This is a genomic window from Quyinboa mangrovi (assembly GCF_042219825.1).
Lineage (GTDB): Bacteria > Bacteroidota > Bacteroidia > Bacteroidales > UBA5342 > JBHJHP01.
On sequence record NZ_JBHJHQ010000007.1, the window covers coordinates 1 to 22,842 of the forward strand.

2 protein-coding genes are annotated in these 22,842 nt (G+C 42.1%); both read left to right on the forward strand.

Features of this window, described 5'->3' with window-relative positions:
* Positions 1-1,806: hypothetical protein (locus ACE1ET_RS15280; protein ID WP_375729293.1), on the forward strand; the 1,806-nt coding region annotated here is incomplete at its 5' end.
* Positions 1,807-1,888: 82 nt separating this feature from the next.
* Complete coding sequence (locus ACE1ET_RS15285) at positions 1,889-22,837, forward strand: LamG-like jellyroll fold domain-containing protein (protein ID WP_375729294.1); 20,949 nt, start codon at positions 1,889-1,891, stop codon at positions 22,835-22,837.
* The last annotated feature ends 5 nt before the right edge of the window (positions 22,838-22,842 follow it).

Here is a 22,842-nt window from a genome sequence, read left to right on the forward strand (position 1 = left end):
AGCAACCTGGTTTACAGAGACAGTATTAATGCACTGAGCACAGCCATTGCTTCTGCCGGAACAGACAACACAGCTCTACAGAGTGAAGTTGATGCGATTGAAACAGGTTCAGGACTTGGAACAGACGGAACCTATACCGCCAATGGAACAGCTAACTACATTAGTGGTGCCACCAGTCTGGTGAATGCAGATGATCTGCTGGATGCAGCCATTAAAGAAAATGCTGATTCAGTAGCCAACTACTCAACATACTTTGCATCACAGTCAGACAGCAACCAGGTTTACCGTGACAGCATCAATGCACTGAGCACAGCTATCGCTGCTGCCGGAACAGACAATACAGCTCTTCAGGGCGAAGTTGATGCAATTGAAACAGGAGCCGGTCTTGGAACAGACGGCACTTATACCGCCAATGGAACAGCTAACTACATTAGTGGTGCAACCAGTCTTGTTAATGCAGATGATTTACTGGATGCAGCCATAAAAGAAAATGCAGATTCAGTAGCCAACTACTCCGCATACTTTGCATCACAATCAGACAGCAACCAGGTATACAGAGACAGCATTAATGCACTGAGCACAGCCATTGCTGCTGCCGGAACAGAGAATACAGCCCTTCAGGGTGAAGTTGATGCGATTGAAACTGGTTCAGGTCTTGGAACAGACGGCACATATACCGCCAATGGAACAGCTAACTACATCAGTGGCGCAACCAGTTTGATGAATGCAGATGATTTATTGGATGCCGCGATAAAAGTAAACAGCGATTCTGTGATCAACTATGCATCATATATCAGTGCATTACATGATAGTGATCTGGTTTACAGGGATAGTATTAATAACTTAAGTGATTCCATCGCAGCACTAAGAAGTGATCTTGCAGGTCTGGATCCATTACCTGATCAGACCGGTGCTAATAATCAGGTGCTGATCTCAGATGGTACAAATGCAGGTTGGTCTTCAATTGACAGTGCAAATATTGCGGCTGCAGGAATTTCTATAACCAACATAAAAGAAGGTTCGGCAAATCAGTTGTTGTCAACGAATGCTGCCGGTGACGGTCTGGAATGGATTGAAAGAAATACGGTTGGTAAACCAATTGAAGCCGGTGATGGATTAAATATTACATCCTTGAGTGACAGTGACAGTATCGCTGTAAATATTGATCCGACTCAGCTTGAAATTGCAAATGATACCATTCGGATTAAAGATGGTGGTGTAAATACAGCACAAATTGCGGATGGTGCAGTAACCAGCGTAAAAACATCAGTTTCTTTCCCGTCAATAATTACTGCAAATACAACATTGACTGCTGCACAGCAGGGGGTTGTACTGGTAAATACTTCAGGTGGAAATATAATTGTTACACTACCCGCTGCAGCTGCAGTTCCGGGTGCAAGTTTCACGCTTAAGAATACCGGAACCAATACACTGACAGTAGACGGAAACGGAGCTGAAACCATTGATGGTTTGACAACTTCCGATATTTCATCTCAGTATGGTTATATAACTGTTGTTTGTGATGGTTCATCATGGTACAAAGTAGCGGATTATATCCCGTCATATTTCCAGAATGTAACACCGGGCGTTGTTCAGGCAAACAAAGCTGTTGTTGTGGATAACAACCGTGACATAACTAATTTCAGAAGATTAGCAATAGAAAATACCGGTGCCAACGAAAATGATGCATTTTATTGGGGTGATCCTGATACCGATGGTACCTGGAGGGCAACCAGAACAGCTGCAGGTTTAAAATTTGAAAAACGTGTAAGCGGTTCATGGGAATATATGATGGAAATTGAATAAGGAAAAGGAATACTTTTCTGGTAAACTCTTAATTAGCAATATGCGTACAGGTAAAGGAAAATATACCTATAACATAAAAAGTATGAGGTCAGTTGTAACCGTATTATTGTTGGCATTATCTTATGTTGTTGTAACCGCCCAATCCACACTGCAACCGGCAGGGAATACCTTAAATTACGGAACGGGAAATGATTATGTAGTTATAGATAACCTTAAGAGTTATGATTTTGCCAACAACGACTGGACTATTGGTTTCTGGGTGAAACCGGAGGCAGGTGCTGCGGCAACTGTTCAGGGATTGATTACCAAACGGAATAACGGGACCAATATCATGATTCCGACTCCGCAATATAATGATTGGTCCCTGTTGTATGAAACAACGACGGGCTTTTTGAAATTTTCGTATAATAATACCGCGTCCTTTTCAAGTTCTTATGCCGTCCTTACAAATGATGTCTGGACGCATGTTGCTTTAAGAAAGTCTAACGATACAATTTATTTTTTATACGATGGCATCGCCAAAGATACACTGGCACTATCACCATTAATGTCGCACAGGGCAACCATTCCGGTTTATATAGGTTCCGCTCCGGTAGGAGGAACAAATTATAGCTCCGGATCGTTTTGTGGTTCAATAGATGAGGTTGTGTTCTGGGACAAAGCTGTTTCAGATGCTTCCATTAATCAAATGATGAACCGGACCCTTACTTCAACATGGGTTAATGCAAATCTATTGGATGCAACCTGGAGCGATATTCTTGCGTATTACAGGTTTGACGATGGGACTCCGTCCGGTGCAAATGCAGCCGTTGATACCTTAGCATCGGAACTGGATATCATAGCAGGCACTAATACCTATAATGGTGTTTTGAATGGTTTCACATTGTCAGGAGACAATGCAAACTGGATTAACTCAAGTGCACCGTTAGGAGTAATTACAAATACGGGTTTATCATTTCCAAGTTACAACAGTGTTATTATTTCCGGAACACAAACCGGTGACTGGTTGGGATCTGATCCGGTTATAGAACGTGGTGTTGTTTATAGTACGCTGGATCATTTTGACCCTTATTTTACGAGTGGTTCCGAAATGACTTACGTGGCATCTACGGATCTGCTGTCTCAGAACAGTTTTTCCACACAGATAAACGACCTTGTACAGGGGCGGGTGTACACATACAAAGCCTATATTCTGACCAATTCAGGACATTATGCTTACGGACAGGAACGTATACTTGCGATGGGTGAAGAACCATCCGGTAATGCCATTAATCTGGACGGAACAGATGATTATCTGGATATCTTTCTGGAGTCAGCACAGAACACGTCTGAGTGGAGCATCGACTTCTGGGTAAAACCTGATTTATCCATTTCGGGTACCGATAATGTGATCCTGTACCGTTCGCTGGAGGCATATGGTTACAATACGCTTAGGTTAAATTACGATGCAACGAACGATGAATTTGACCTTAGAATAAGGGAAGGAAGTTCTGCTTCAGATGCTACAGTAACGGCTAACCTCACAGTTGATCAGTGGAATCATGTGGCCATTATTTTTGATGGTTCTGATATAAAGTACTATCTGAACGGAACAAATCAGGGGAATATATTTACAGGAGTTACTCCGGCCATATACAATCTTGAGAAATTAATTATTGGTGCTGACGCTGGTCCCGCTAATTACTTTAAGGGTGAGATTGACGAATTGCATTTCTGGAATGCAGACATATCAACAGATATTAATTCCTTAAGATTTGTTGAACCGGATAAAGAAACCCTTGATGCTGCTGGTTATGGCGTTGGATACAGCGATCTTTATCTGTATTATAATTTTAATCAGGGAGAAGCTTACGGAAATAATTCAGGAAGCGGATCCGATCCACAGATTTCACAGTTAATCGATCAGTCTCAGAATGGTTTTAATGCCACAATTCATAATATGGCCTTGGGTAACTCTGCTTATGGAGATTATCAGAATGATACCATTTCCAACTTTACGGTTTCAGGACTTTATAATCTTCAAACGCTTGAAACGGTACTGGATTTAAGTCTGACATCTGCGACACTGACCGGATATATCGAAGGACCATGGTTCGATAATGGTCTGACAACAAGAGGTGTGGTGATTTCAGAACTAGATAATTTTGATCCGAGAAACAGTGCCGCGGCCGATACCATAATGTTTTATTCAACGGATCCCTTATCCAAAGACACGTTTACGATACAGGTTGACGGACTGGAAGTCAATACCCGGTATTTCTATCGTGTTTTTGCCTTGTCAAATGAAGGGGTGCTGACATATGCCAATCAGGAAGAGTTAATAACAAGTATTGATCCTCCCGGTTATGCTTTAGATTTTGACGGGAACGATGATCGTGTTCAGACTCCTGTTACAAAAAGTGATCTGGGTAATGATTATACGATAACTCTCTGGATGAAATACGAAGGAGATCCGACCGGTAATTACTATTCTCCGATTATTGGTGCTTATGAAGCTGCAGGGAACTCTGATTTTTCAATTGCAAAAGATTATGGCAATGCACAGTTTTATGTGCGTGACGGTTATGCCAGAGATAACTGGGGTGCAGGAACAACTGCATTTGATGGAAAGTGGCACCATCTGGCGTTCCGAATGGTTGATGGCATTGGATACCTTTATATAGACGGAGAACTGCTTTCATTCGATGATTTTAATGGTGCTGCCGCAGCAGAACAAATCAACATAGGTTGGGATCAGCGATACAACAGGGCTTTTGATGGAAAAATTGATGAAGTCCGTATATGGAATGTTGCACTTGATATGGATGACATTCGTAATATGATGGACAGAACCATCGATAACGATTACATCACGAATAATCTTTCAGGTGTATCAACTGCATCATTGCTTGCTTACTACCGTTTTGATACCGGATTACCGGAAGGTGATAACTCAACAATTTCTGTTGTACAGGATTTCAGTAGCAGTGGTAATACTGCCACAATGTCGAATTTTGCACTGACAGGTGGAAATTCAAATTTCGTATATTCTGAAGCAGCCTTAGGTCTTCAGACCATGAATCAGAATATGCCTGTATCGGGAACGTCTGCTACGCTGAAAGGTGCAGTAACGGGGATATGGACAGTTAACGCTCCAACATCCGGTGGTTTTTGTTATTCTACTACAAAATCATTTAACTATCACAGCCAGTCAAAAGTTGCAGTTACTTTCAGTAACGATACACTCACAGCTACTATAAATTCACTTACCAGAGGTGAAACGTACTATTACAGAGCTTTTGGGGTCAACGGAACAGATACAGTATGGGGAAATGAAAACAGTTTTGTTGTGGAAGACGACGTGCCGGGAAATGCCATTTGGCTCGACGGTACTAACGATCTGATTATTAGTTCAGATAATATTGATATCAGTAGTCAGTCGTTTACACTTGAAACATGGGCAAGAAAGTCTGATGTAAACGCCAGGGGTTATTTCTTTGGACAGGGAATTGCCGGTACAAATGAAGCTTTATATGTTGGTTACAGAGATGCTAATACACTCACCATTTCATTCTACGGGAACGATGTGAATATTGATGTTAACCCGGATGATCTATGGCATCATTATGCATTTGTGTATGATGCGGCAACCAAGACCCGTCGCATCTATATGGATGGAAATTTGTTGACAACATACGCCAACACAACCAGGGAACATTTCCTTGGAACAGGTGATTTTTATGTTGGCGGTGGTTTCATGTATGCAGGTGGCTATAATGCGGATGAATTTAACGGCGAAATGGATGAAGTTCGTGTATGGAAGGCAGTGCTTGACCGGTCGGATATCCGCAGCTTAATGACCCGGACTATCGATCAAACCTGGACTGATGCTAACCTGTCAACAGCCACATGGAGTAATCTACAGCTGTATTACAGACTGGATCAGGGTATCCCGTCCGGCGACAATAATCAGGAAAGAAGAGTTTTTGATTATTCAGGTAAAGGAAATGACGGGTATGCCGTTAATATGAATTATGCAGGAAGTTCATCAAATTATGTGGCTTCCGGTGCAAACATTGGTGTTGAAATTACAGATTTAACAGTTGGTGAGACAACGGCATCATTTGATGCAGAAACGACAGGGATTTGGGTATCCGGTGCTACACCTGATGAAGTAGGATTTTATTATTCTACCCATTATGCATTTCAGGCTGCCTCGGGAACACTGGTTTCTTCAACTTTGTCTGGAAGTACTTTTTTCGGATCAATTTCTGGATTAGACAGTGCAGAGACTTACTATGTAAAAGCATTTATAAAATTTGGAACAGATACTACTTGGAGTCCGATGAAACCTTTCGTGACTGCAAGCAATCCCCCCGGGAATAATCTGCTGTTTGATGGCGCAAATGATTATGTATCTGTTCCCTTTGACAATACCCTGGATGTCACATCCAACTTTACGGTTGAAGCCTGGGTAAAAGGAACCTCGGAAAACTGGACCGGTTGGGATGGCATTGTTTATAAACCCAACAGTTATTGGCTCAGAACGCAGGGTGGACAGAAAAATATGTACTTCTATGTGTACGCTGATGGTGGCTGGCGTAATGTTCAGTATGTCGCTCCAACGGGTTTCGATATAAGGGTATGGCACCACTACGCCGGTGTTCTGGAAAATGATACACTACGCATTTTTGTGGATGGCGTGATGTACAATGAAGTAGCCATGAACAATACCATTGACGCTACCGATGAGAATTCTTTGTATATTGGATATACAGGATATTTTGATGGTAATATCGATGAAGTCCGGATTTGGGATACCGATCTTTCGACCGATGACATTAAAGAGATTAAAAACCGTACCTTAACCGAAAGTTGGGTTAATTCCAACATGACCAGTGCTAACTGGACAAACCTTAAAGCTTACTACCGTTTTGATCAGGGAATACCCGGCGGCGATAATACAGATGAGACCTTCTTCTACGATTTTTCTTCTTACGGGAACCACGGCTCTCTCATGAATTTTGATTTAACAGGTTCAACTTCCAACTGGGTGGCTTCGTCAGCTTTTCTGGGAGTTGAAACTCACGAAGTTGTAGCCATAGGGTTTGATAATGCAACTATCAGGGGTAGCCTGACAGGAACCTGGTATGATAATGTTGATGCTGTTGGTTTGGTTTACAGTGCCACCCAGGGATTTGATCCTTCTTTGGCAAATGGTGTGGATATTTTTGAAGAAGTTGCACAGCCTGAGGAAATAAACGGTGATGAATTTACCATTGATATCGCCGGTTTGGTTAGCGGTAAAAAGTACTTTTTCCGCGCTTTTGCACGAATTAATGGAGTAACAACATATGGTGAAGAAAAATTCTTTGCCACAGCTATTAATCCTCCCGGTAATGCGTTGGCCTTCGCTGGAGATAATGACTATGTTCGGGTATATAATACCGAAACCATTTCTCCGACCGATGAAATAACAATTGAGTTATGGACTAAAAATATTGGAGCAACCTGGTCAGATTATTATTGTCTGGTCACTAAAAGAGATGCTTACTGGTTGCTTCCTGTCAGGGGTTCAAAGCGGTTATACTTCAGGGTATATAATCAGGACTTATCTTACAGACAAATCAACTTTTACATTCCGCAGGGAATTGATCTGGAAGATTGGCATCATTATGCCTTTACCTATGACGGAAGTACCATGAAAATGTACATCGACGGAAAGTTGATGCAATCAGGAAACTTCGGAACAACATTACCTATTAATCAGTCAGACTACAATCTTAGAATTGGTCGTTCTACCGGAAATAACTATTATGAAGGTAGGATAGATGAGGTGCGTATCTGGCATAAGGCTTTAACTGCCAGCCAGATAGATTACATTAAAAACAGAACAATAGATAAAGAACTTGTGAATGATATGATCGGTTTGAACTGGACCGACCTTGGGGTTAACTTCAGATTTGATCAGGGAATAGCTGACGCAGAGAACCCGGGAGAACATTATCTGTATGATTTCAGCGGTAACGGCAACCGTGGTATTCTATTCAACTTTGACCTTGTTGGATCTGCCTCAAACTGGGTTGGTTCAGATGCTGCATTGGGTGTTACAACCTTAACTGATTTTGATTTTGTAACAGGAACCGGAACGTTTAATGCTGTAACCACAGATTTGTGGCATGGCAACTTTACTGACAGAGGAATTGCCTATAGTGACATACTGAATTTTGCGCCATCAGAAGGCGATGCTTTTTCAACAAGATCGAGTTCAACGCCTTTGGCTCAGGATACTTTTAATGCGGTTGTCAATGGGCTTACTTCCCGTGAAATGATATTCTATCGCGGATATGCTACTACTGATAATGTTCATTATGCCTATGGTGAATCCCAGGCCTTTGTTCCTGGAATAAATCCTCCTGGAAATGCTCTGGATTTTGATGGATCAGACGATTATATTCAGGTTGGCCACTCCGGTTCTGTAAGTCCGGAAGAGGAATTAACCGTTGAATTGTGGGCAAAAAGTGATAATGCATTATGGTCAAGTTACGGTATGGTTTATAAACCTAATGAATACCGTTTGTTACCTTATCCTAACAGCGACAGGATTAACTTTCTTGTTTATACATCTGATAATTCATACCGTCAGGTGACTTATGATCCGCCGGAAAGTTTTGATCTGACACAATACCATCATTATGCCGGAACTTACGATGGATATGAAGTAAGAATTTATGTGGATGGCTTCCTGAAGGCTAGCGAGGATTATGGTACATTTATGCCAATCAGGGATGATCAGCAAAACGATCTTTTGATAGGCCGCTACAATGGTACCAACCATTTTCAGGGTCAGATGGATGAACTTCGTATCTGGAAGAAAGCATTAACAGCCGAAGAGCTTCAGGAAGTGATGAGCCGGACTATTGACAGGTCATATGTGGATAGTCTAGGACTGACGACCCTGACCTATGATGATCTGGGCATGTATATGCGTTTCGATCAGGGTGAAGCGGGTGGTAACAATACCAAAATACCAATTGTATACGACTATACCGGAAATAAAAACTTTGGTGGTTTTAACAACTTTACACTGTTGACAACGAACTCTAATTTTGTACAGTCAACGGCAGGAATTGGTGTGGCTACACAAATTGCTACTGGAGTAAGTTTTGATCAAGCGACTCTAAACGGTGAACTGACAGGTATTTTCTACGAAGATGTAACCGAAAAAGGTTTTGTTTATTCTGATGTGTCATTCGATCCGTATGCTCCGGGTGGAGCCTCATTAACCAAATTAAGTGTACCTGGTATTGAACCGGGTGATTATAATGCTGATCTTACAAATCTGGGCTTTTTGACTGATTATTATTACAGGGCATATTATAAAACCGGTTCATCAGATTACATCTATGGTAATGAAAGAAGATTTTCAACAACACTGAATCCTCCGGGATATGCACTGCATTTCGACCGTTCAGACGACAGGGTAAACATCTACGACCTTGAAATTAATGATAAGGATACGGTTACAGCAGACTTCTGGATGAACTGGGAAGGTAACTATAATATGATGCCGGTTGGTTTTAATAATTACGGTTTAAGGTTCATAGGTGGATTTTTTGGCTTCTTTACAAACAGCAATGACCTTTACGGTATGGCAAATGCCGATGAGTTGGCCAATAAATGGGTTCATGTTGCAGCTGTATTTGTAAGAAACGATGTGGAAGCATCGAAACTGTACATTAACGGTGTTGAACAGAAGCTTGAAAGACGATATACGCCACCAACTGAACGTGAGCTCAGCGTGGATTTCAGAATCGGTACCATGAATAACTCCAATGGTGATGACTTTCAGGGAACGATTGATGAATTCAGGTTCTGGAATAAGGAACTTACTTCAGTTCAGGTCAATGAGGTAATGGACAGAACACTGGATAAACCTGATGTGGATTCCATTGCAGGTCTGTCATGGGATAATAACCTGCTGGTTTATTATCGTTTTGACCAGGGTAATGCCAACGGTGACAATACCGGCATGACAGAAATACGTGATCTGAGTAATTACGGACATAATGGGGAAGTACTCAATTTTACACTGACTGGTGACAGAGGAAATATTATTGTTTCCAATGCACATATTGGTGTAAAAACAGTACCGGATGTAACCGATCAGGTGAATGATGAGGTAAAACTTTACGGAGAAATAACAGGAATCTGGAATACAACATTTACCGACAGTGGTTTTGTATATTCCACAACAAAATATTTTGTACCTGAAACTGAAGGAACATACGTGGGTGCTGATCTGGCTGAATCCGGAAATCAGTATGCAAAAGTTGTTACCGGATTACCGAATTCCACCAAATATTATTTCCGGTCTTACGTGGTTTCGGAATGGGATACACCAGGTGGTACAGTGAGTGATACGGTTTACGGTATTCAGAAAGAATTCCTGACAGCCGGGGTTTATACTACAAAAAAATATTACAACCTTCAGGATGACCAGATTGAGCTTTATTATCAGCTTGTTGGTACACCGTTGTCAGGTTCTCTTACATCAGGTATAAAGTACTCTACTACAGAAGGTTTTGATCCTGTATCAACGGGAACTTCCGTGGTTGGATCAGCATATGCGTCTGATACCTTGTCTTCGTTGTTAACAGGATTAACCGAAGGAACAACTTATTTCTACCGGCCTTATGTGACTAACGGAAGTTCAACACTCTATGGTGATGAAGCATTCTTTGTGGCAGGATGGAATCCTCCGGGAAATGCACTGGTTTTCGCAGGTTCAGACGATCATATTGTTGTTGGCCCTGCAAACGAAGTGATTACTTCGCAGAACTTTACGCTTACAACCTGGATTAAATACAGTTACACAGGTCTTGGTACAATATTTAAAGCACCAAGGTTCGGCAGTACTGCTTATACCATTGCACTTTATATAAACCGAAACAGTCTGAACCAGACAGTCCCCGGAAAACTCAGTGTTCAGTTCCTGAATGAATCGTATGATTCCGAAGAAGTAGCTTCTGTCAGCAGTGATTTTAACGACGACAAATGGCACTTTGTGGCTGTTACCATGGGAGAGGAAGGGCTGAAGCTGTACGTTGACGGCGTACTTGAAGGTGAATCTACTTACCGTTTATATACTGCAGGATTTGGATCAAGCCCTGCTTATATTGGTATGTATGATCCAAATTATAATGAGTATCGTGGTGAAATGGATGAGTTCAGAATTTGGAAAAGGGAACTGAATGTCTTCCAGTTGGATCAGATGATGTATCGTACCATTGATGAAGATTATGTGAATGACAGTATTTCAGGTATTTCCTGGGACGACCTGTTGCTTTACTATCGTTTCGATCAGGGTGTGGCAGGCGGAACCAACACTACAGAAGATCAGGTATTTGACTATTCAAAATATGCATGGCATGGTACATTGAATTATTTCGATTTGACAGGAACCAATGCTAACTGGATTGAATCTACGGCTCCACTGGGCGTTGAAACCATGGATGCCAGCGCGGTTTATACATTGGGAGAAGCAACTATGCAGGGTAATCTTACCGACTTATGGTACACTGCACCCGTTGATACAGGTTTTGTTTATTCCAATACGCAGGGATTTGATCCTCCTACAGGAACTGCTATTGATGCGAACGTGCATGTTAATGATTCATTGTTTACAAGAACATTGACAGGCCTTGATCCGGTTCTGAAATATTATTACAGAGCATATGCTACTGCAGCCAATGGAAGAACAACATACGGAATTGAGAGAACATTTATACCCGGTGGCGTAAATACCCTCGATACACTTGGATTTATTGATGGCGATAACGCAGAGGTGTTTGGTATGGTAACGGGAGACTTTACAGGAATAGCCGGAGATACCGGTGTGTGGTATGCACCTGTTCCAGATTTTAATCCTGCTTCATATCCTTCGAATTATGCAGTGTATAGTGGTGGAAGTACCGATACCTTTATGGTTGACCTGACAAATCTGGATGCCGGTAGAACTTATTACTATCGTGCGTTTGTTGATGTAACCAGTGGTTCTTTTACGGGAAGCCGTGTCTTTGGAGAAGAACGTTCATTCCGTACGCTGTCAAATCCTCCTGGTAATGCAATTGATCTGGACGGAGCGAATGACTTTATTAACATGTTCAGTGTAGGTGAAGCTATTGGAGAAACTGCAGCTAGCGGATATACATGGGAGGCATGGGTGAATTCCGGAATCGAAACCGGTGATCGTACCTTGTGGAGCATGACAGACACACTTGGTGATTATGAACGTGTCTGGCTCCAGTCTGTTAATCATAATTCAGAAAGACATCTTAGATTAAGACTCGACAATACATATTATTACTCTACAACGACAATTGAAGATTCTTTATGGCATCATATCGCGTTAACCGTTGATCCGGTCACACCTAAAACAAGGCTTTATGTGGATGGAGAAATGGTACTTGATCTTGATGTGGCTCATACCATTGAATTGTATGATATTGCGGCTGTAGGAGCCCGGTTGTATGATTTAAGAAATGTGGACAGGTTCTTCGATGGTTCATTTGATGAAATCAGAGTCTGGGATCATGCTTTAACCCAAAGCCAGTTGCAGCAAATGATGTATCGCACTATTGATCAATCCTATGTTGATACAGATGTTTCTGCATTGAACTGGAGTGATCTGATTGCATATTACAGAATGGATCTTGGGTTGCCGGGTGCCAATAATGATGAGTATTACGAATTGCATGACCTTTCGGGGAATAATGTAAACGCATATCTTACAGATTTGGCATTGAGTGGTGCCACTTCAAACTGGATTTTCTCCGGAGCACCGTTAGGTGTGACAACAGAATCTGCAACATCTTACACGGATGACGGTGGAAACTTTTACGGTGCCATAACAGGTGTGTGGTATTCCGCGCCTATGGATTCGGGTATTGTTTACAGTGTTGTTTCAGGTTTTGATCCGGATACTGCGACAAAAGTAAGCAGTGGATTATATACAGCAACCGATACCTTTAAAGTTGAAATGCGTGATATCTTCACTCCGGGTCAGTATTACTATTACAGGGCATATGTTCAGGTAAGTGACAGTATATGGACATATGGAAATGAAAATGCTTTTTACGCCGGTGGCGTGATAACTCTTGACTCGGTCGCTAATCTGACCAGCGTGGAAGCGACTTGTTTTGGTGAAGTTGTTTCAGCTTTCCCAACTGCGGTGGATACGGGTATTGTATATTATCTGGTTGAAGGTTCTGATCCCGATACGGTTAACTCATCACAGTATGTTTCAACCGTACAACAGAATGTTTCAATGTATCAGTCTGTGCTGACAGGCTTAATACCGGCTACAAGATATTATTACCGGGCTTATGTTGATCTGGGAAGCGGAAATTATGTGTTTGGTGATGAGTATTCATTTATTACAGTTTCCACACCTCCTGGCAGAGCCTTGGATCTGGATTTGACAAATGATTATGTGGAAATCAGTCACTCTACCGATCTTAACCCAACTACTCAAATGTCCTATAGCTTGTGGGCTAAAAGTAATTATGATCTCTGGACAACAGCCAGTGGCTATGGTGTGATGTTGAGCAAAGGTGAGGCATACTTGTTTAGAGGTTCGAGAAATTCTAAACAAATTCAGGCTTACTTTTATTTTGAAGGGTCAGGATGGCGTAGCCTTACCTATAACCCGGAAGAATATTTCCAGATTGATGAATGGCACCAATACGCTGTAACATTTGACGGGAATACGTTTGCACTTTATGTGGATGGTGATCTGAAATCATCTACTACTAATTACAGTGGATATACGATAAGGGCTAATAATACAAGTGTTCAGATTGGACATGATTCACGCTATACAAATCAGAACGATCAGAATTTCAGGGGGCAGATTGACGAATTGCGGATCTGGAATATCGGATTAACCCAGTCTCAGATTGTTGCGATGATGGATCGCAGCATCAGTGAAGACTATCTGGCAGCAGATGTTGCTGGTGTTGACTGGACTAACCTGGAATTATATTATACCATGGATGATGGTACTCCTGGTGGAGATAATACCGGATTACTCAGTATTAACGATGACAGTGGAAATGGACAGATTGGAGCGTATATCAATATGAATCTGACTGGTAACACATCTAATTATGTTGCTTCCGGTGCTCATTTTGGTATTGTAACCGACACACTGATTTATAATCCTGATCTGACAACTCATATTCTGACAGGACACATTACAGGCATCTGGTATACCTTGCCTGATCAGGTAGGATTCCAGTACAGTACTGCAAGAGACTTCAGTGTAGCTCCGGTAAAAGTATACGGAACTATTCAGAGTGACAGCAGTTTCACTGCAACTGTTACCGGATTAACTTTGGGAGAAACCTATTATTACAGAGCAATAACTGAAGTTAGCGCTGTAACATCCTATGGATTTACACGTGTGCTTCAAACTATGGAAGGAAATCCGAATGGTTTTGTTTCCAATGGAAATGCCCTGGCTCTGGATGGTAATGATGATTATGTTTTTGTTGAAAATCCGTCATTGCGTCTTGACAGCCGCTCATTTACAGTTGAGATGTGGAGCCGCAAACGTTACAATGATTCCTGGGGATATCTGTTCAGTCAGGGATCCGGCACAACAAACTACGGTTTACATGTTGGTTATGCGGATTATAATACGTTACGATTTAACTTCTGGGGAAATGATGTAGGTGTTGATGTGATTCCGGATACATTATGGCATCATGTGGCGTTTGTGTATGATGCTACTACAAAGACAAGGGATATATATTTTGATGGTCGTTTGATGCGTAGTTATACCAATGTGTCAAGGGAACATTACCTTGGTACAGGAGATGCTTATGTAGGTGCCAGACTTAACGGAGCTTATGAATTTGAAGGTGACATGGATGAAGTTAGGGTGTGGACTGCTGCACTTGACCAGAATCAGATTAATACCTTAAAAAGCAGAACTGTTGATAGTCTGTATATCTCAAATTCAGGTTTAGGATTATCCTGGGATGACCTTAAACTGTACTACAGATTTGACCAGGGAACACCTGACCAGAATAATTTTGGTGAATATTATGTATATGATTACTCAAATCCGAGAAATGAAGGAGCCTTGGTTAACTTCAGCCTTGGAGGAGGGGAATCGAATTTTATAAGACGCTCTGCTCCAATTGGTGTAGAAACTACTGAGATTTCAAATATCGGTACAACCTTTGCACATGTTGAAGGTCGTGCCACAGATGCATGGAATAACAACATCATTATGCGTGGTGTTGTTTATTCCCCGCTGAATGATTTTGATCCGGAAAATGTTGCTGATCCGGCTGATACAACGCAGATTTGGTCAACAACCGATCTGGTTATAAATACCTTTGAGGTGGACCTTTCCGGGTTGAATGTAGGTGGTCAGTACAGCTATGCTACTATGGTTGTGGCTGATAATGGCGATACTGCTTACAGCACGTTGAATTCTTTCAATACGGTAATGGATCCTCCGGGGCATGCTTTATCACTGGATGGTGGTAATGACTATGTTTCAATTACCGATACACTGGATCTGGCTTCCCGGTCATTCTCGTTTGAGATTTGGGCGAGAAAGCGGACAGAAAATGAAGCAGGTTATTTCTTAAGCCAGGGTCAGACTACAACAAATTACGGATTACATATTGGTTATCGTGACTGGAATACGGTAACCATGGCATTTTATGGCAATGATGTGAATGTGGATGTGGTTCCGGATACTTTGTGGCACCAATATGCATTTGTATATGACGCGGATACCAAAACACGTACCATTTACATGGATGGTGATAGCATATATGAATATACCAATGCTGCCAGAGAACACTATCTGGGTACAGGTGAAACATTTATCGGACGCTATTTAACCGGAAACTATTTCAACGGAGATATTGATGAAATACGTATCTGGCACACGGCTCTTACTGATGAACAGGTTTCAGATCTGGCATTCAGGACCATTGACAGCACCTATGTGAACAATGAGGTTCCGGGATTACACTGGGACAGCCTGTATGTAAATTACAGGTTCGATCAGGGTGAACCGTCACTGAATAACAGTGGAGTAACTACAGTAACGGATCTTTCAGGAAATCTGCATACCGGTTTACTGACAGATATGGCACTATCAGGAGAACCATCCAACTGGATTAAATCCAAAGCAGGAATTGGTGTGAAAACAGTAAGAAATGCCAGTCCGATTTTGGCATCTTTTGCTACACTTCATTCTCAGGTTACGGGCAAATGGTATTCTGCAATTGTGGATAGCGGTATCGTTTATAATACCGTACCAAACTTTATTCCGCGTGATACAGCCATTGCGTTTATTTCTGCAAACCAGCCCTCGGTAGTTGATACATTTGTGACCCTGTTATCAGGATTGGAGCATTCTACGGACTATTACTACAGGCCATTTGTAGTTTCTGCTCTTGGCGATACAGTTTATGGTCTGCAACAGATGTTTACAACATCAGGTATTGAAACTCTGGATTCTGCTGAAAATGTTTCAGGAACCAGTCTTACGCTTTTCGGAAGACTGAACAACCCGGTTGCTTCTCCTTTGGACACGGGTATTGTGATCAGTGAAACGAGGGATTTTGTTCCGAATTCCGGAACATTTGTACCTGGTTCATTACTGCCGGCAAGTACCAATACGTTTGGTTCAGACATTATAGGATTAAAACCATCAACCGTTTATTTCTTCAGAGCATACATATATAATGCAACTGATACCTTATATGGTGAGCAACGCATGGTTCGTACGCTGAGTAATCCGGCAGGGAATGCCGTAAATTTTGACGGTGTGGATGACTGGATTGAATTGCCGTCGAATCTGATGAGCGCATCCGGACTAAGCGGAAGTGATGAGTTGACGATTGAGTTCTATTATAAAGGTACGGACCTGCAATCAGCCATCCGTATTCAGGAAGGTACTGATAATTACATCATCATTGGATTTAATAATCCACCAATGGCAGTTATGTCGAATAACTCGGGTGTGAGCGGTGCTTTGAGTATCTCCAATGTTCAGGATGTGGAAGATAATGAATGGCATCATATAGCGATGACCTGGAAACGCAATATTGCTTCAGGATTCCGCGTATATGTGGATGGTGAAATGGTGGATGACAACTCCAGTACTAATATTCCGATTCCTTCATTTACCTCAAATGCAACAGTTTCAATTGGTAGTTATAATGGTAACGGAGCATATCCTTTCCTGAGTGGTACCATGGATGAAATCAGGATATGGAATAAATCGCTGACACAGAATCAGCTGCAGCAGGTATTTGAACGTACCTTAGATGCAGATTTTGTTAACAGTAAGGTCGCAGGTCTCGCATGGAGTGATCTTGTAGCTTATTATCGTTCCGATCTGGGAGAAGCGGGACTGGATAACACTTCCATTTATCAGTTTATGGATTTTACGTCCAACGACTTTGACGGGACGCCGACAAATCTGGCATTGAATGGTTCAACCAGTAACTTCATTGAATCTGATGCATTCTCCGGTGTAATTACTACCCCGGATTACTATACCATTCCTTCAGCCAGTGAAGCTGATGTTTATGCGCATTTAACCGGTATATGGTATGATGCTGTTATTGACAGTGGTGCGGTTTACAGTGCAGTTCAGGGTTTTGATCCGGATACTGTACCTTCCGGAAGGTTTATCACTGCCTTTACAACACAGACAGATACCTTTGTGACACGATTACCAGGCTTGAACAGCGGACAGGAATACTATTACCGTGCATTCCTTATTACAGAAACCGGAGATACAGCGTATGGTAACGAGTCTGTATTAATTGCAGGTGGTATTGAAACACTGGAACAGGCAGACAGGCTTGGTGCTTCGATCCTGACATACGGACGGATGACCGGTGAATTTGCTACGGCTTCGGATACAGGAATGGTTTACAGTACCGTTAACGGATTTGATCCAGCAGATTATCCTTCCAACTTTGTATCTACCTTAGATGGCGGACAGGATACCTTCTCGGTTCAGATTAATAATTTACAGGTAAATACAGATTATTATTACCGTGCTTATGTTATAAACGGGACAGATTCGATCTATGGATCTCAACGTATGTATCATACGGCTGATAATCCTGCGGGTAACGCATTGCAGTATGATGGAACAGGTGATTATGTTCAGGTTTTGACTCCGATAGCAAACGAACTGAATGCGGCAGGAGAGATGACCCTTGAAGCTTGGGTTAAACCGGATGATGTGGGAACATTGCGAACGATTCTTGGTTTCACCTCGTCCAACGGAAGTGTGAACCGTATAATTCTTTCGGTTGATGTTAATAATCATATTACGGCAATTATCAATTCAACCAACTATCCACTGATTGGTGGAGGCGTTGATCTGGCAGATGGTGAATGGCACCATGTCGCAGTAGTTTCAACACAGTCTCCTGCCGCAACAGAGGTTTACATTGATGGCTTACTGGTGGGTACTGCTAATGAATGGGCCGGATTTAATCCGACAGACATCCTGGGAGTAGGTGTTGAATATAACTATGTTTCAGGACGTCTTCCGGTATCTCATTATCAGGGCGGTTTGGATGAAATCCGCATCTGGAACAGGGCATTAACAGACGATCAACGATATAAATTCCTGTACCGAACAGTTTCTGAAGAGTATCTTGATACAATTCCGGGTATTTCAGGGGCTAACCTGATTGCATATTACAGGTTTGATCAGGGTATAGCCGGTGGAAATAATGCGGGTGAAACAAGGCTGTTTGACTTCAGTGGAAATGAGAATCATGGCGACCTGATGAATTTTGCCCTGAACGGAACAACATCCAACTGGGTACAGTCAGGTGCGTTAACAGGTGTGGTTACTTTGGATGAATATGAACCACAGTTGACGACAGCACTGACCAAAGGTCTGAAAACAGGAATTTGGTTTAACGGACACGACAGTACAGGTGTTGTTTACAGTGCTGTTGACGGCTTTGATCCTGCCACAGGAATCAGTTTCAGGGATGATGATCATTTATTAAACAATGATACAATTGAAGCTACAATAACCGGTCTTTCAGAGGGAGGAATTTATTATTACCGTTCTTATGTTGCTAAAGACGGTGTTGTTAAATACGGTCAGCAGAAATTGCTGCAAACCGGTGGAGTTTACACCTTGAATCAGTATGATTCCATCAGTGGAGACAGCATCACTTTGTATGGTTCGATTGTCGGAAATGTATCACCTGTGAATTACGGGTTTGTATATTCTGTAAACAGTGATCTGTCAGGTGCAACCACCGTTACAACGACAACGATAACAAATGACACATTTAATATTACTGTGACCGGTTTAACTCCGGGTCAGACCTATTACTTTGCTGCCATTGTGAATACGACTGCTCCGGCTACGATTTATGGTGATACGCTTAAATTTGCCACCTTATCAAATCCGGCGGGTAATGCCCTTGACTTTGACGCAACGGATTCATATATAAGTTTTGATAATAAGTCGATTCCTCAGGCACTGTCAGCTGTTACCAATGGTTTAACTGTTGAAACATGGTTTAATACGACCCAGATAGTCGATCAGCAGGCGCTGTTTGGATTCCATAATACAACAGGGTCCGTTAACAGATTCATTATTGATATTACCAACGACGATCGTCTGGCGATGTATGTGAACGATGTTCAGTATATTATAGGCAACGATGTGACCGATGATGCATGGCATCATATTGCTGTCGTTTCTGAAAAATCACCGGCTGAAACCCGTGTTTATCTTGATGGAAATCTCGTTTATACCTTAGGTGAATGGGTCGGAATATTATCGGCTGATCAGATGGTAATTGGAGGTGAGCTGGATAACAGCGCCATTGACGAAGTACTTTATGGCAGACTGGATGAATTCAGAATTTGGGATATGCCGTTAACAACTGCTCAACTGGATGAAGTTTCGATTGCTTCTCTGGATCAGACGTATGTAGATGGCATAAGCGGATTAAACTGGAATGATTTGGTTGCTTACTATAACTTTGATTTTTCTGACGAGGCCGGAGATAACAGTACATGGTTGCCTTATCTGCTTGATAACTCAGGAAATGGTAATAATGGTACATTCAATAATTTTGTTCTGACCGGAACAGACGGAAACTTTATTCTTTCTGACCTGAATATTGGTGTGAAACCGTTAGGTGTTACTTCTGTCGGTTCGAATGATGCAGATGTACAAGGCGAAGTAATCGGAGCCTGGTACGATAAATCAAATATCAGCAGAGGTGTAGCTTACAGTCAGGTCAGTAATTTTGACCCGAATGAGCCGACTGATGTAGAAGGAACTCAGGCAGCATTAACCGACGGATACGGTTTATTTACAGTAACCTTAAGTGGGTTAATGGATGGAACCAAATACTACTTCAGACCTTATGCAGAATACAACGGACAGCGTGTTTATGGAGCAATTGACTCCCTGAATACCAACAATACCAGTTTGTATTATGTGGATATTGATGCGGCAGGTGCCAACAACGGAAGTAGTTGGGCAAATGCATATAATTCATTATCAGATGCGCTTGCTGTAGCGGGTGCTTCCGATACTGTATTTGTGGCTGAAGGAACCTATTACCCGGAAACAGATGTAAGCGGTAATGCAACACCTGCAGATAACCGCACAAAAACATTTACAATCAGACCGGGTGTTTACCTTGTAGGTGGATTTAATGGTACTGAAAGCGATATTGCTTCTCGTGCAGCAACAGGTCTTACTGTAATAAGTGGTGATCTGGGTACGTTATCCGATAATTCTGATAACAGTTATCATGTAATGACTGTTAACGGATTCTCGCTTGACACACTAAAACTGGAAGGAGTGACTATTGAGGATGGTAATGCTGACGGTACTTTGCTTAACAGTTATGGTGGAGGTATTTATGCTCCGGGATTCCATATCGATATCCATTCTTCAACCATCCACAGTAACACAGCTGTAAATGGTGGTGCCATCTATTTTGATGCATCCAACAGAGGTTGGCTGAATATCGTAAATACTACAATTTACAATAATGCTGCAACAACTGACGGCGGGGCATTATATCTGTATGGTTTGCCGGAACAAATGGAATTTGACGGGATTAACGACCATGTACAGGCTCCGAACAGTGTGGACGGCAGAAGGTATTATACCTGGTATGCAAGAATACGTACTACTGATACTCAAACATTTGTAGATAAGACACAGAGTCCGGCAATAATAAGTGCCGAATCAGGTGACGTAAGTTTCTTTGTAGACAATGGTTATCTGGGTTACTACGATACATTTGGTTCTGTAACCTCTGTAGTTACATCTGCTTATGTGGCAGACGGACTGGATCATGAGATCGTGATGGTGCGTGAAAACGGCGTGGTTCGGTTGTATGTGGACGGTGCTCAGGTGGATGGAGATATAACAACGGGAACAACAGTATTTAATTCGGCTAACCTGCTTTTCGGTACCTTAAATACACATTATGCAGGAAATATCTTTGAGATTAAGATTTTCAGCCGAAACCTTTCCGCTGCAGAGGTGGCTAGTATTGGAACCGTGACCACAAACGTGGAAGCATATTATATTAATACCGGTAATACCGGTGGTGCAGGTGGAACATGGGCAGACCAGACAGGTAATGCCAATCACGGTATCGTGTTTGGAACACCGGATATCATCGGTTCAGTAGATACTACGGTTTATATCGTCAATACAACCATTGCTGCTAATACCTACGGTGATGAATCAGCAATTTATGTTGACGGATCCAAAGTATCAGTTTCAAATACTATTTTGTGGAACCAGGGTTCAGAAATTACAGGAACAGATGTGGAAATCAGAAACAGCATTGTCCGTGGTGGAACCGGGGATAATACATATGACCTGAATAACAATATATGGCCTTATGATCCATTCCTGGATCCGGCCGGCCTGACTGATAACGGAGGTTATGTTAACACTGTAAATCTCTTCTACGGTCCTGCTGTAGATGGTGGAATAACATTGAATGCTCCTATAGTAGATGCAACCGGGGCAGTCAGAACAGCCGTACCTGATATTGGTGCAGTTGAGTTTGGTGTGAAAACAACAGGTCAGAGTTTTGATATGACACCGGCTAATGTAAATGTAACCTCAAGCGGATTTACAGCTTATAATGCACGAACTGTTGAATTCTGGTTCAAACCGGAAACTACAATGCAGGGCGATTATATTAAACTGAGTGGATCTGTTGTAATATCCGTGAATGCTACGGAACAGGTAACTGTAACAGGCATGACGTCCCCGACAATCTATATTGATGGAGTGGCAGGTAATGTTTTGACAGCAGGTGTATGGCAGCACGTGGCCGTAGTGAGTGCCGCAGACTTTACGGTTGATGATATTCAGATTGCAAATGTGAGTGGTGAAGTTTCAGGTCTGGTCGATGAAATCAGAATATGGAATCTGGCGCTTTCAACCACTCAAATGAACGCTGTTCGCTTTGTAGAACTGACTAATGACGGCATAAATCTTGTAGATCCTGTTAACCGGACTGCTGTTCTTACGGGCACTGTATCCTGGAGTAACCTTAAAACATATTACCGGTTCTACAACAGCCAGTTTAATGATGTGGCAGGTGGTATAAACGGTACGCCACACAGCGGTGCTGATGTTACAGCAGTTGTTCCTTACACGCACTGGTTACCGCTGGCAGATATGGCAAACTGGGATGTGCCGGAGAACTGGTACTTTAACTTAATACCGGATTCTGCTAATACAGGATATGTAGTTCTGAACCAGGCAACAAATATTCCGCATGTTAATGTTACAGGAAATGCATCATCAGAAACATTAATTTATGGTTTACTTCTGAATCAGAATGCTACATTTGTGGTCGATAATGGCGCGCTGGTTATTACCGGCAAAGTGTTAAAGACTCCGTCTGATATCAGGGTTAAGCTGCCAAAAGGCAAAGTGATGCGAATCTTCAACACATTAAATGTATGGGAGTAAAGTTA

What these genes read in the sequence shown, in the direction of transcription:
- ACE1ET_RS15285 (WP_375729294.1), top strand. Translation starts at nt 1,889, where the DNA reads ATGAGGTCAGTTGTAACCGTATTATTGTTGGCATTATCTTATGTTGTT.